The 15027-nt window shown below is 47.4% G+C and carries 10 protein-coding genes; 2 read left to right on the top strand and 8 right to left on the bottom strand.

The features are described from left to right. Positions 1–51: 51 nt before the first annotated feature. Complete coding sequence (locus tag NG795_RS14370) at positions 52–375, bottom strand: hypothetical protein (RefSeq protein ID WP_367289350.1); 324 nt, start codon at positions 373–375, stop codon at positions 52–54. A gap of 359 nt (positions 376–734) precedes the next feature. Here NG795_RS14370 and NG795_RS14365 point away from each other — a divergent pair, with 359 nt between their 5' ends. Next, positions 735–1412: a 2OG-Fe dioxygenase family protein gene (locus NG795_RS14365; RefSeq protein WP_367289349.1), complete on the top strand. Its 678-nt coding sequence runs from the start codon at positions 735–737 to the stop codon at positions 1410–1412. 42 nt (positions 1413–1454) lie between these two features. On the opposite strand, the gene NG795_RS14360 is transcribed toward NG795_RS14365, so the two are convergent. The 6 genes from NG795_RS14360 to NG795_RS14335 all read right to left on the bottom strand — a co-directional run bounded on the left by NG795_RS14360 (position 1455) and on the right by NG795_RS14335 (position 13134). Then, the gene (locus tag NG795_RS14360) at positions 1455–2624 is read right to left on the bottom strand and encodes a DUF711 family protein (RefSeq protein ID WP_367289348.1); all 1170 of its coding nucleotides are present in this window, start codon (positions 2622–2624) and stop codon (positions 1455–1457) included. 14 nt (positions 2625–2638) lie between these two features. Continuing rightward, the gene (locus NG795_RS14355; protein WP_367289347.1) at positions 2639–4237 is read right to left on the bottom strand and encodes a peptide ligase PGM1-related protein; all 1599 of its coding nucleotides are present in this window, start codon (positions 4235–4237) and stop codon (positions 2639–2641) included. 148 nt (positions 4238–4385) lie between these two features. After that, complete coding sequence (locus tag NG795_RS14350) at positions 4386–5630, bottom strand: Dyp-type peroxidase (RefSeq protein ID WP_367289346.1); 1245 nt, start codon at positions 5628–5630, stop codon at positions 4386–4388. Between the two features lie 24 nt (positions 5631–5654). Continuing rightward, the gene (locus NG795_RS14345) at positions 5655–6899 is read right to left on the bottom strand and encodes a DUF8225 domain-containing protein (RefSeq protein ID WP_367289345.1); all 1245 of its coding nucleotides are present in this window, start codon (positions 6897–6899) and stop codon (positions 5655–5657) included. A 155-nt stretch (positions 6900–7054) separates the two neighbouring features. Further along, positions 7055–7816 carry an HpcH/HpaI aldolase family protein gene (locus NG795_RS14340; RefSeq protein WP_367289344.1) on the bottom strand — a complete coding sequence of 254 codons (762 nt, stop codon included), beginning with the start codon at positions 7814–7816 and terminating at the stop codon, positions 7055–7057. A 155-nt stretch (positions 7817–7971) separates the two neighbouring features. Next, on the bottom strand, positions 7972–13134 hold the full coding sequence (locus NG795_RS14335) for a calcium-binding protein (protein ID WP_367289343.1): 5163 nt from the start codon (positions 13132–13134) through the stop codon (positions 7972–7974). Positions 13135–14026: 892 nt separating this feature from the next. Between NG795_RS14335 and NG795_RS14330 the strand changes: the two genes are divergently transcribed. After that, positions 14027–14317, top strand: a complete 291-nt coding sequence (locus tag NG795_RS14330; RefSeq protein ID WP_367289342.1) for a hypothetical protein — start codon at positions 14027–14029, stop codon at positions 14315–14317. Positions 14318–14336: 19 nt separating this feature from the next. On the opposite strand, the gene NG795_RS14325 is transcribed toward NG795_RS14330, so the two are convergent. Continuing rightward, on the bottom strand, positions 14337–15027 hold a 691-nt coding region (locus NG795_RS14325), incomplete at its 5' end, for a calcium-binding protein (RefSeq protein WP_367289341.1).

Raw genomic sequence — 15027 nt, 5'->3', positions numbered from 1 at the left:
GAGATTGCAGCCAGTGCATAAATAAGGTGGGGTTAATGCCTTCCCCTAAAATTAACGGATGGATTGGAGAATCTGGACAATTTCCTCTACTGTCGCATCTTCCAGGAGGACTCGATTTCCATCTTCCCCTTCCAGGAGTACGTCCAAATTACTGGGACGTTTTTGCTGTGCTTCCTGATACCACTTGCGAATCTGTTCGGCAATAGTGAGGGTTCCGCCCACAATAGTAACAATAGAGGCTACAGTCGTCAGCAGTTCAGTTTTTTTCGGACCCTCCTCCACCAACACGGTACCGGCTATTCCTGGAATTGCCAGTAAATCCTGCGCTGCGGATTCGGAATCTTCGCCGTCAATCGTTATCGTAATCCCTGCCATCAGTGGAACTCTCAATCACGCCAAGACTATTGTAGGCGATCGGCGCTAAACTCCCCAATGCCATCAACCGTGACTCTTGCCTCACCTGGGCGATTACAGTATTTTACCGCTTCTTTCCCAATCCCTTTGACTGCCTCGAATGAGTCCCGTTAGCGGCTACATCTGGCTTGACAGTCTGGGAAATTTGGCCGAGAATTGCCCAGAATTTATACTCAGTTGCTTCCTCCGACTTTATCATAACTTTGCACAGATTGTCCAAAAGTTAGCACCTTTTTTATAAAAGTTGTCTATACTAGAAGTAGATAGAGAAATAAAGCGGATTCTTTATCGGGGATCAACGCAAACCGAGGGTTAGTCAGATGCAAACACTACGGAAATCTCCGGAAACCAGCTATGGCATCAGCTTTGCTTTAGAAAAGATTGACTCCATTGTGCTGGATGTATTTAAGCCGTTCTTTAACAATTTACCCCTAGACCCTTATATCAAAGGCAATTACAGATTGCGCCGGTTGTCCCGGTTTAAACTGAGCGATAATGAGTTAATTCACCTGCCTCATGGGTATTTGTACCAGAGTAAAGATTATAATCCCGTTGTAGGCGGTGTCAAGCGGCAGTTTGAGGAATTGGATGAGGAACTGATTGCGCTTTATGAGTTTAAGAAACTGGTGCAAGAAGTGAGTCATTACTGCAAGTTAAAACCGGGGGTGGAAATCGGGGTGCATCAAATCCGCACCACCTGTTCCCCGAAAAACTATGGGAATCCTGCGCCGGAAGGGATTCATCAAGATGGTGCAGATTTTGTGGCAATTTTCTCTTGCGATCGCCAGAATATCCAAGGGGGAGGCACTCACCTGTATATGGCACGTCGGGAAAAACCCGTATTTACCAAGGTACTCTATCCCGGGGAACTGTTACTCGTCAACGATCGCGATTTCTTCCACTTCACCACCCCAATTAAACCCCTAGAAGCAGGGGTGGGAACTCGGGATGTATTCGTCCTCACTTCTCCCAGTTTACTGGTTGATTTTGAAGATTAAACTCATGTAGAGGCGATTCGCGAATCGCCTCTACATGAGAATTTATCTGGATTGATTCATGCTGGGTTGAGGATTGAAAATTTTGCATTCTACTAAATAGGGAGAATTAAACTCCGTCATTTCTCCCGCTTGTTTCCCGGGAATGGGAAATAATCGCGCTGACAGGGGTTTATCTAATTTAATCGCTAAACTGGCAACATCGAGTAAAATTGCCTCAATTTGTTCAACGGAGATAGTTCCCGGAAGGGGAACTGTATCTAATCCACAGCCACAAACTGAGGAATATAATAATAAATCGGTTAAGTTGTAGGTTCCTTGACTGGCGCGTTTTGCCAGTCCCACATCTTCACAAACCGGCAACATTAAGCCCGAATATCCACATAATTTCACGGGAATTTTTTTGAGAACCCGCGTGATGAGGGCGGAAATGGCTAGGGTTCCGGAATGCCCAAATTTACCGAATCCTAATTTTTCATAAGCGTCAGCGATACTATTAGTTTTATCCAGGGAGGGGGCGAGGGATGCGTCTATTCCCTGATAGGAAATATTAAATTCCTGGCATAGTTGAGAGGCAGTTGATTCTAGTTTTATGAGATGTGCTGCATAAATTTCAGTTAAATTTGTTTCCGCTTGGACTAGAGTCTTAGAGTTAGAAAATGCTTCTGTGAGTAAATCTGCGGATTCTAATCCAAGGGAAAAAGCCGAATCTCCTTCATGGTAGGAGGCGGGAAAAAATGGGATTCCTGGAGGACAATTTGCCGCAGCACAAAAGCGAAAGTTTCCAAATCCATTAACGGTTTCTGTAGAAATTCTGTGGATGGTTTGCGCCGAGGCTTGAAGGCTTTCAAAATTAATGCCAGTTTGGACATCACCGATTGTACTGGAACAAAAAATTTTCTCTGTTCTTTTGAGAATGGCTGGAATTATAGAAATAACTTCGGGAGTTGTTGCACAACCAATATTAAAAAAGTCTAAATTAAATTCGTGACAAATTTCTTCCAGCTTTTCTGAATTGTCCAGAATTTCAAACAGGGTGTATCCGGGTAAATAGTTCTCAAAGGATTGGGTGGAAATCCGCGTGGTTTGGACTTCATAGCCTTGAGTTTCTAACTCCTGTTGCGCTTGGGCGTTAAATTGTGCGGCTTTTTGAATGGGGGCGCGATCGCCTGGGGATTCTAAGGAAATCCCGGTGGTAATGGTTCTAATTTTCATAACCTTGTTGTGGTTTAATGTAAATTTCCAGGGGAGGCGATCGCCGGAGTGATTGCTGACATCCCCTCGTCATCAGTGCCACTTCCTCCGGTTTCCTTATTGAGGATTTTCACCACATGATTGTAAATGGATTCCGCTTGTTCAGGAGAATTGCCAATGCTGGTTAATCCCAGTTTACCAAATTCGGAGAGACATCCCATTAAATGAAACAAGGTTCCGGTTTCCGTACAACTATCAAAATGAAGTTGATGATAGGCGATAATATCCATCAAATCATTCGGCAATAATCCCCGATAGCGGTCTTTTTGGAGGTTGTCCGTGGCAAAGTAATATTTAGGGCGTCCGGTTTGGCTGTAAAATAATCCCGTTGATAAATTATACCGGCCATTGGTTAACAGTTTGAGTTCCATAAAAGGATGAGTTGTCCCGCCTTTGCGGAGATTAATTTCGATCGCATACAAATCCCAGACTGGATGATTGCTCTCCTGACGCTGAATCGCCAAAAAGTCTACACTGAACCGTTCTAATGCACCTTTAGCGGCTAAATTTCGCCCGACGCGCATCCCCAGTTCCTGCGCTTGTAGTCGATATCCTTCATCTGCCGGAAACTTACAACCGAGGAAAATTTGCTGATCGCTACCGCCGAGAATTTGGTCATGAGTGGAGAGAATTTCTACGTCCCCATTGGGGAGAATTCTGCCTTGCACACTCGGCGATCGCTTGTCATCTCCTTCGAGATATGCTTCCACAATTGCGCCTAATTCAGGAATGCGACTGGAAAATTTGGCCCAAGTTTCTTCCTCCGCTTGAAAGTTCATGGTTTCAAAGCGATCGCAAATCGTAGCCACCCGCTCTTCCGGTGCAATTTCATACAGGGATTGCACCTCTAAAATGGCGTTTCCTTTCCCTGAAAATCCTTCATTCAGTTTAATCGCAATTCGTTTTAAATTCGGTTCTTTTGCTAATAAATCTGCCGTAGCAACTGCCAACGATTGCACCGTCCAAACGGATAAACTACCCGCAGGATGGGGAATATTACATTCCCCAAATATTTGGCGAGAACCGCTTTTCGTTCCCCACTCTAATAACTCGGGATTTAATGCCAATAAAGGAATATCTAACTCAACCGCGAGTTCCCGTTCACTGGCAGTAGAATTAAAACAAATCATGTAAGATTTATCTCTCCGTAAAACCTGCCGGATGCGCTCAATCAGACGGGGACGTTCTAAAATCTTTTCGGTTAGGGGTTTAGGGGAAGCATCGTAAGTCGAAAACAGCAGCAGGCGATCGCGTGCGTGAGAAAAGGGAATTCCCGGTAGCAATTGCAGGTAATATTCAACAATCGTGGGATGTAAGGGTTGGGATGTGACATAAATCAGGCGAGTGCGGGGGTTTCGCAACCGAATTAGGGAATAGAGATTCCGTTCCTCATAGTGATGTACCCCGTCAATTTTCAACAGTTCCCGGCGATCGAGTGACAGGGAGGGAATCACTAAAATATCATTATCCCCGCGATCAAACTCATCAATGGTTTGCCAGCGATCGCGCAATTGACTTTGCAGTTGGCGAAACCTGGCAATGCGATCGCCTTCCAATTCCGTTTGTACATCCATCCATTCAACCCCTTCTTGTGATTATTCCTGCAATTTTAGCTTGATTCCTGCCTCCATCCATTCCCCTAGGGTGAGATTTTTTTCAGGGTTCAAGGATGCAAAATTCCAACGGAGCAATACCCCGTAACCCTTGGCATCTCTGCACCCCTCAGAGTCCAAAAATTGTCGATCCGGGGAATACCTCCCCCTCTACCACGGGTGGAACTAAAAATACACCTCCTGCACGCACCGTAATAAACCGTTCCATTCCTGGCAATTGCGCCTTGTCTGCACCGCCAAAATTCACCCCTCCTAACCAAGTGGGTTGCGTCAACATCCGCAATAATCGTTCAGGAGTATCCTGAAAACTCACAAAGTTTAAACCCGCACGAAAACCGGGAGTGCTATCGATCGCCTCTAAGAATTCATATCCTTGGCGGAACACTCGCAGGGAATTGCGCGACCCCACATCTTCCGCTTTATTCTGATTGGCGCGATGACTGTGACTCGCATTTAAAGGCGACTCCAAAGGCACCCGAGGTAACTCCCGATATTCCTTGTTTTCTGGGTGAGTGACTTCTCGGGTTCCGGCAAAGGGACAACCCGTTTGGACAACCGGATTGCCATCCTTATCAATCATCTCCAGGGGACATCCCGATAGTTTATCTCGTCCGACGATGATTTCTTGTTGCTGGCGAGTGAGTTTGCGCCATACCGTGAGATCCACAGGCAATCGCAGAAAGGCGAGATAAGTTCCGCCGACTGTCCATTTATCCTCGGGGGAAGTTTGGTCTTCTTTAATGGCGATCGCCTGAATCCGTTCCGAACTTTTCATGTTAGAAACTCCATCATGAAAATCAATCCAGCTTCGCTCATCATTCCGCTGAAACCCCGTATAAAATCGGGTGATTAATAACGGAGATTCCCCCGTTTCTGGGTCAGTCAAATCCTGTAAACTTTTCCAGGTTTCTACCACCGCCCGATTCACCGCTAATTCAGTTTTAGCAATAAATTGCAGGGCAATTTCTTCCGTTGCGGGATTAAATTGGATATCATCGGCATAAGATAAACCCGAACCCAAAAGTAACGGACCGCCACCCGTAGGACGAGCAGAACGGAACTGATTTTTTGCTCCTAAATCCAGGGGGAGCGATCGACCGCGATCGGCCAATTTAAAGACATTAGGTCCATATCCCACCAAAACAGTTAAATCCCCACTGGGAACCGGAGCACCAGGGATGTCCTTAACCTGGCCTTGTTTGAGGTTTTGATACATGGCCCACAGGGTTTGAAATGCCGTGCCAATTTGAGGCGCAGTCAGTCCCCTAGCAGCACGAAGAAACATGATTCCAAAACATTGATCCGGTCGAACTCCAGGCGCGTGATAGATGCCTTCTTGTAGTTGTCCTGTCATGATTAAAGTTGCTGAAAGTTAGGGTTAAGAGAGGACGCCCATTTGCCGAGGAGCAACGCGACCGATTTTCTGTGCGGTATCATACTGCTGTTTTAATTGATAAATGCGATCGCAAATCCCCGCATCTCGACAGCGAATGGGGTCGGCACTCGTCCGCAGAATGACATATTCATCTGCCGCCACTGGAGTAGGTTCTCCCACGACAATAATTGGTCCAATTTCAATCTGTTGTAGCACTTGAAACCCACCCGTCAGGGGTTGAATATCTGACCCAACTTCCACAACAATATCATCTAAAAAGGCTTCATCAGCGTCACTCGGGCCAAATACCAGACGTTGATACATATCTTTTTCTCCTCGACTGAAGCGAATCCACTCCTCGGGAACAGCTTGGTCTTGATATCTGAATACTGGATGATTAAACGACAAAATATACATTCCCAGGGGATTGTCAAATGCCACCGTCTGACCATTCATCGCCGCCCCTTGCGCCCCCATTGCCGCTGCTGGATCTGCATGACGACAGGCCAACCCTTCTACATTGTATTGCCGGAAAATTTGTTCTCGCACGGCAGATTTTAGCCCAGTGTCGGTGCGAATAACGTAGGGGGCGGCTCCAAACATCACAATATATAGCAAATCATCCAATCCATTAATCGGATGGGTCATAAACAGCGCATTGTCTTGATTTAATGCCCCAATTGGTTGCTCAGGAACCGCGGCAGCAACTAACTCCGCGTTATTGCCATGACCGGAAACCAGTCGAGAAAAGGCGATTTCTCGCTGACGGGGACTGAGTAGCGAGGGGTTGCTGACGCCATAAAGAGCTTCCCAACTGGGCAAAAATCCCAGGACATTCTCCACCATTGCCCGAACTGCAACGGGATCGAATTTAGCAATACAAGTCCAGTATTCTCGCAGTTCAGTGGTGACTTCCACTCGTTTCGGGCGCATTTTTCCCGTGGTATCGGGTTTCTCAATAACCCGATATTCACAGTATTCATTGTGCAAAACATGACGCCCTGGAACGCCCCAGTCGCACAATTGTTTCGCGGTGGGTTCATCCAGACAGAATGCAGGTTCGGCAGGGTCGCCAAACCACTTAATCGGGGCGCGGACTGGATTTTTGAGAGAACTGGGGTCGAGGGTGAAAAAGCGATTTTTCCAGTTACCTAAGCGATCGTAAGCGTTTTGAATCGTTTGATTCCACTGTTCGAGGAGGTCGCTACTGATGATGGAGTCGGCCCGACCGGGAATGTCATATAACATGATAGATTATACTCCTGATGTTAGAGTCAAGAAAGGAAAGGGAGACGATTGTCCCATTTGAGAGAAAGACACTATTGATTATAGTGCCATGCTTACATCCTGCAACATCAGCACACCACTGCTGATAAACTTTAAATTGTTTACAGAAAATTAGTTTAACTCCGCACTGCTTTGACCAACGACTGACAGGCTTTGAAGAATATGCTAACATCCATGCCTAAGCCTATATATTGCACGCCGACATCGATCCACTGTTTCGCGGTTTCCGGGGTGGTGGTAAAGGTTCCGACTGCTTTGCCTGCATTGCGAATGGTTGTTACAGCATCTTTCATCAGTGCGACTACTCGGGGGTCCTCCACTTGGCCGGGGATACCGAGGGATTGGGAGAGGTCATAAGGACCGAGAAAAATTACGTCAATGTGGGGAACGGTGACAATTTCGGCTAAGTTTTGGATGCCGATTTGACCTTCGACATGAACGATCGCGAGGGATTCGGCATTGAGGCGATCGGTGATGTTTGTGCCTGCGGAGGTGTAGGCACCGGCGCGGGTGCCGAAGGAGAGACCTCTTGTCCCGATGGGGTTATATTTGGCACTCTGAATGACCGTGGCAGCATCCGCTTGGGTTTCGATTTGCGGGACCTGGACCCCGGCACTGCCAATATCAAGGGCTCGTTGAATTTGAGAAGCATCGTTTTTGGAAACTCGCACGATCGGGGAAAGTCCCACTGAATCCGCAGCGCGACAGAGGTCTTCGGCAGCGAGGATATGTAAAGGGCCATGTTCGAGGTCAATTACGGCAAAGTCAAATCCGGCATGACCACAAATTTCGATAAAGGCGGGATAGGGACAGTTGATAAAAGGGCCGAGAACGGTTTCACCCTGTTGGAGTTTGCGTTTGAGTTGATTTTCGCGCATATTGTCCAGGTTGGCGGTGGGATTGTTTTAATTTTAACGGAAGGAGGATTGAGGGACTTCAGGGGGTACAAAAAGAAATCGCACCCGCTGTAACAGGGGTGCGATCGCCTTATTTATCGATTACTGGATTCTGCTGCTTCCAGTTCAGATTCACCTTACATCAGCAGTAAGCTCTCTTCGGTAATCTCAACTTGAGAGAACACCGTTAGGGAGTATTCCGCACTAAAGGTAATCGTGGAAACAATCTGTCCGGACTCAAGGGTAGACGAAGAAATCCCTAAATCGTCCGTAGTATTGGTGGCATCAAACAAATCAGAGAGATTGCTAATCCCGAAGGTTGCACCAGCAAACTTGATGACGTCACCTTCTTCGGCATTGAAGTCCAAAATCACGTCTTGCTTTTTGCCTTTCTTGCGAGCAGTTGTGCTGCTTTCGCTGTCACCCTCTTCGATATCGTCGAGGAGAACATCACCATCTAAGACAAAGACATCTGCACCTTTCCCACCGACGAGGGTATCTTTACCCGACCCACCATACAGGGTATCGTCACCGTCGCCGCCAATCAGCAAGTCTTTTCCATTGCCACCCATGAGGATGTCATTTCCAAACCCACCGATCAGGGTATCTTTGCCATTCCCACCTTCTAAGTAGTTATCGCCAGCAACACCACAGAGGAAGTCATTGCCATTGTCACCCATCAGGGTATCGTTACCGCGACCCCCAATAATGGTGTCTTTGCCATTACCGCCTTCTAGATAGTTATTGCCACCCATGAGCAGATCGTCGGCATTGTCCCCTTCGAGGTTATCCTCGCCATCGCTGTCTTCGAGGTTATCATCAGCTTCGACAACGGGATCCGCTTCGACAACGGGCTCGCCTTCGGCAACAACTTCATCACCTTCGGCTGTATCCTCTTCGGCAACAACTTCATCACCTTCGGCTGTATCCTCTTCGGCAGCAACTTCATCACCTTCGGCTGCATCGCCTTCGGCAGCAACTTCATCACCTTCGGCTGCATCGCCTTCAGCAACAACTTCATCACCTTTGGCTGCATCATCCTCTTCATCATGGATGAGTCCGATGTCTTCCCCGTTCATTAAGGCTTCAAACACTTCTAGGTCAGCAATCAGGAGGTCATTTCCGTTGGCACCAAAGATCGAGTCATTGCCTGTGCCGCCAATCAGAGTGTCGTGTTGGTTGTTGCCTTCGATGAAGTTATCCCCAGCGATACCGAAGATCATGTCTTTGCGTTTACCGCCGATGAGGGAATCATTGCCTTCACCGCCGATGAGGATATCGATGCGTTTTTCAGCTTTGAGGGAGACACCGCCATCACCGTCGGCAACTAAAACGTTCTTGCCTTTGACGTTGATAGTATCCACACTGGGAATTTCGATTTCGAGGTCGTCACAACTGGGCAGAGACTCTAGGGCCGTATCCGGTGCGACGGTCACCAGTCCTTCAAATTGACCGACTTCGATGTAGTGTTCAAAGGCACTGGCATATTCTTTGCCTTCACCGATGAGGGCTTTGGTTTCTTCATCGAGTAGGGAGAGATAGAATTCAATGTTGAATTCAGAAGTGGCTACTAAACCGATGGAGAGTCCGACTTCAGCGAAGTGAGCGAAGGCGCTGCTGTATTCACCGGAGGCGATCGCCTCTGTGACACCGGGCTGAGTGAGATAGAATTCCTCTTCAAAGAATTCACAGGATACCTGTCCTTCAAAGAATCCAACCTGCACGAAGTAAGCAAAGGCGCTACTGTATTCCCCAGAAGCAACCAGTTCGGCAACTTCCGGATACTTCTCGGTATAGAAGGATTCTTCAAACAGCGCACTGGCAACCCAACCTTCAGAGAGTCCAACACTCATAAAGTGGTCTAAGGGACTGCTATATTCCCCAGAAGCAACCCGTTCGGCGACTTCCGGATATTGATCCACATAGAACGCCGCGTCAAAGAAGGGATTAGGACTGAGACCCTCAGTTTTACCGACTTGCAGGAAGTGGTCTAAGGCGCTGCTGTATTCCCCGGAGGCAATCAGTTCTGTGACTTGAGAATAGGTTGCCAGATAGAACTCAGCGTTGAACAGCTTGCTGACTTGAGTCAATTCTTCCACGTCGGGCATTTCCACACCCTCTACGCTGATGCTGGGGGTCGTGACGACGGAAATATCGGTGGCAGATAGCGCTGCATCGGACCAAACATTGACAGCGCCTTTTGCACTGAAATTAAGTACGCTTAGGAACTTGGTTGTAACGGTTCCATCTTCAGCGGTTTGTTCAACTTCGCTCACTTGAGCAGAACTTAAAATTTGTTCCGCCGTCAAAGTGCTGCCGACGAGTTCGATTTTGTCGCCGTCTTCAGCATTGAAGTCGAAAATCGTGCTCCGGTGCTTCCCTTTGTCTGCACTCAGGTCCAGGATAAAGGTATCGCTGCCTTCACCACCGACGAGACTATCGGATTTGCCACCGCTGGTATAAAGGTAGTCATTCCCTTCATCACCGATGAGCAAGCTCTTTCCTTTGCCGCCTCCGATTAGGGTGTCGTTGCCTTCACCGCCACAGAGGGTATCTTTCTTATCGCCACCGATGATTAAATCGTCCCCTGCACCCCCGATGAGTAAGTCTTTACCTTTGTTGCTGATCAGGGTGTCGTTGCCATCGCCACCTATTAGGGTGTCTTCTTTCTTGCTGCCAATGAGCAAGTCATCCCCCGCTTCGCCAAAGAGTACGGATTTACCTTTGCCACCGATTAAGGTATCGCCACCTTCGCCGCCAATAACCACATCTTTGTTCTTAGCACCTAAGAGGACGTCGTTCTCTTCCGTACCAATGATGGCATTGTTGGCATTAAACTGGCTGGGTTCTAAACCTTCTTCCAAGTCGGCACATTCGGGAATGGTGATGTCAGCCGAGGGAAGCAGTCCTTCTTCTTTTCCGACTTTGAGGTAGTAGGCAAAGGCAGTGGGATATTGCTTGCCTTCTCCAATCAGGGCTTTTTCTTCTTCACTTAGCTGCTGTAAGAAGACTTCTTCCTTGAAGGTGGCGCTGGCGGTGATGCCAATTTCGATGCCGATACTAATAAAGTGGGTAAAGGCAATCTGGAATTTTTGGGCGGCGGTTGCACCGGAGGGAATTTCCGGCATCTCGAAGTCCGGATTTTCCGCTGCATATTTCTCTAATTGTTCTATATAGAACTCTGCATCAAATTCAGGGAGAGGATTTTGGCCTTTTTCAAAGCCTTCTTGCATGAAGTATTCAAAGACGCTGGTATATTTTCCACTGGCGATCAGTTGTTGAACTTCTGAATATTGCTGTAAGAAGTATTCGGCATCAAAGAACTGGGTAGGAACATCGCCTTGAGCTTGTCCAACTTTCAGGAAGTAATCGAAGACGCTTTCGTATTCCCCAGATTCAATGAGTTCTTTAATTTGGGGATTTTGCTCTAAGTAGAATTTCAAATCGAACAGGGGACTGAAACTCTTCTGGCTGATTTCTGCGTCGAATTGTCCTTCGAGGAGGTAGTATTCGAGGACGCTGCGGAATTGCTTGCCTGATCCGATGAGTTCGCGGATTTGTTCCGGCAGTTGAGCGAGGAAGAAGTCTTGGTTAAAGATGCCGGTTTTGGCGATCGCTTCTGTTTCTTCCGTCAGAGCCGGATCCTCTTCCGCAGTGGGTTGTTCACCAGGGGTGGGGATTGTTGGCGGAGTAGGCGGCTGATTGAAGACGATGGAGGGACCGCCGGTGGTCTCTTCTGAGGTGGAGCCATCCTCAGTTTCTAGGTCATCGTCCTCTGTCGGCATTTCTGCTTCTGGCATGGGGGGATTCGGCAGGAATCCCCTCAAGAATCCCAACTGGAAGAAGTGGGAAATGGCACTGGAGAATTGACCGTTTTTGATGCCTTCAGCTACTTCTGGATACTGTTGTAAGTAACTCTCCATATTGAAGGATTCGCTGGGAATACGTCCTTCAAAGATGCCGTGATTTAAGAAGTGGGAGAAGACGCTTTTAATTTTGCCTGTTTTTAAGGCCTCGGCAACATCTTCATATTGTTGCAGGTAAAATTGGCCGCTGAAAAAACTGCTGAAGGTGCGGATTTCAAAGCGTCCATTTTGGAGCCAGTGGGTGAGTCCACTGCTAAATTCTCCGGCTTGAACGGCTTCGTTTACGTCTGCATTACTGGCTAGATATTCTTGTTCGTTGTAGGCGAGGTTGGGAGGGCGATTTTCTTTGCAGCCAAACTTGAGGAAATGGTGCAGTCCGCTTTCAAAGTTTCCCTTGGCGATCGCCTCTTTGACATCAAGATTACTTTCTACATAAAAAGTCGCATCAAACCCAGCGATGATTTTCCGTTCCTCTTTATATCCAAATGTGTAGGCGTGTTGTAACCCACTCTTGAATAAACCCTGTTCGACGGCTTCAACAACGTCCGGGTTTTCCGCTAAATATTCTTCTTCATCGCAATAAGCGGTAACCAGTTCTTTGATTTCCGGATCGACATCGGCATCGTCGTCGATTTCCATTTCTTCGGCATCATCAACCGCTTCGCCATCATCAATGTCATCATCAACAACCGCTTCGCCATCATCAATGACATCTTCACCGTCATCACCGATCGCATCATCCCCTTCATCCGTGGTGACTTCCCCATCCTCGGCAACATCATCACCTTCATCGGTGGCAGGGACTTCTTCTTCTGCGACTTCTTCGACTTCTGTTTCGGTTTCGGCAACGGGTTCTTCTGGAGTTTCCTCGGGTTTCGGCACCACTTCAGTTAATGTGGTGGGTGCGATACCTTCAAGTTTGCTGCTGCCTTCGCGATTGTCCGTTCCCACACTGGTGAGGCGTAATCCCAGACTTTGACCTAAAAACTGATCCAAAGTCAAGGTTTCGGATTCGTGGGAGAGGGTAAAACTGGTGGTAGTAATATCGTCTTTGCCGATTCCGGAGGTGCCGATTTCTACGTTCCCCTCAAAGGATCTTGGGGTGACATTCGCATCCCCACTGATACTTCCACCGGATCCAAAGGCGGAATTTGTGACGTCACTGCCGGAAATTTTCAATCCAGTGAGTAAAGCATCATCAGCTAGGTTGAAAAATACCCCTCTAATGTCTGCGATCGGGGTGACATCTTTCACGGTAACGTTAATGCCTGCGGCGGTTTCTTCGAGAATCAGTTTACCACTGGCATTATCTCCGGTGAAGCTACTCACTTCAACGGTAATCGTTTTGGGTGCGGCAGTTTCTTGGGTATTGGTGGTTGTAACTGTGGCAGTTTCTTCGGTAGTTTCTTCTAGGACGGTCTCGTCAGGATTCATAGCCAATCTCCGTAGGTTAATGCAAACAATAGCTGTTTTAAGTGATGCCTTTTCGGGTTAAAGGCGGGTAACAATCCCCCACATTATTTCGATTTAGGGGGGGGATAGTTCCCTAAAATTTAAGCTTCCCGGTTTCAGGATTTGGCGGCGATCGCCTCGGGTATTCTTAGGAACTATCCCTGATTTTTGGGAGAAAACCACTTTTCATTTTCTTACAAGCTCAATCCGGTTTGTAGATGTCATCTGGGGCCGCGTCTCAAATAAGGAAAATTGAGTTAACGCTCAGGATAAATTTGCTCTTTACAATATTTTTAATTCATTTTCCTGGGTTTAGCTTACCCTAAATATTCAGGGGAACTCTCCGCAATTCCACGGAAATTATTTTCATCAATCCTCAAAACTCCATTCAATTAAAGTCCATGAAAAATTAGGTTATAAATACTATTTATAACCGCTAAAATTTAATTAATAAAATGATTGAATCCTAATTTTATTCAATGGGTAGCTTCGTTAAAATCTGATTAGCTACGGTTTTTTTTAAAGAGAGAAAATTCACTTTTCTATAAATAATTAAAAGGATTCAGGGTAGCCAGAGGAGATATTAAGAGGAAAAAATACCCAGTTTTGATGTCAGGAATGCTGTCATAGGGCGCAGGGGAAAGAAAGCAGGGGTCACGGGAGTTAGCTTCATTAAAAAAAATAGGGGGGACAGACAAACCCAGGATAAAATTTTAGGATTAGGGACAGTTTGAACAAGAATCTGAAAAAAATCCCGATGGATTTCCAGATGGGGGTGAATATAGCCTTTAGACAGAAACTCTATCTTTTCCGACGGGGACTCACCGGCATCATGTAATGATTAGATTTAAAAGAGTCGGGTTTTGTTCCCGCTGTGGAAATTCCGATCGCGATTCGGGGAATGGCATGGCAAATATCCACCCATCTGAGCAATGGAACCTCTGGTCAAGGGGTACTTGGGTATGGGGACCTCGGGCGCAGATGTCGAATTCAGGACCTGAAAAAACCGGATACCCGATTTGAGGAGGCGATCGCCTCACCCAAAGCGCCAGGAACTTCCCCCAGGTTTAGCCAAACTCCGGGGGATAGGATGATGGCAAAAGAAATCGCACCCGCTTTAACAGGGGTGCGATCGCTCTATAGATTAATCCCTAGATGTTGTTGATCCCCTCTAGGGACTGACCTTACATCAGTAGGAAGTTATCTTCCGTGAGTTCTACCTCAGATAAGACCTCTAGGGAGTAATTTGCACTAAAGGTAATCGTGGAAAGGATGTCTCCGTTTTGTAAAGTAGTGGTGGCGATGCCAAACCCGTCCGAACCATTTTCAACAAACAAGTCGGAGATATTCGTAATCCCAAAAGTAGCGCCGTCAATTTGGATAACGTCTCCTTCTTCGCCATTGAAGTCCAAAATCAGATCTTGCTGGGTGGCGTTCTCGTCATCCCCTGCTTCCGTCTCGCTACCGAGGGTACTGCCATCGAACACGAAGACATCTGCACCGGATCCACCCCGGAGGGTATCGTCACCGGATCCACCCGTGAGGGTATCGGCACCGGATCCACCATTCAGGAAGTTGTTACCGCTGCCGCCGATGAGCGTATCATTGCCGGTCCCACCAAGCAGGGTGTCGTCACCTTCTCCACCCTCTAGGTAGTTATTGCCTGACACTCCAAACAGGAAGTCATCGCCACTGTCTCCCATCAGGGTATCGTTACCCCGACCCCCCATCAAGGTGTCGTTGCCTTCTCCACCCGTGAGCATATTATCGGAGACATCATCGGCATCATCAACATCATCGGTGACGTCATCAGCATCATCATCATCGGTGACATCATCAGCATCATCATCATCGGTGACATCATCATCATCGGTG

Source organism: Laspinema palackyanum D2c (assembly GCF_025370875.1).
Taxonomy (GTDB): Bacteria; Cyanobacteriota; Cyanobacteriia; order Cyanobacteriales; family Laspinemataceae; genus Laspinema; species Laspinema palackyanum.
Note: the sequence above shows the minus strand (reverse complement) of the source record. Positions and strands in the feature narration are given on the sequence as shown.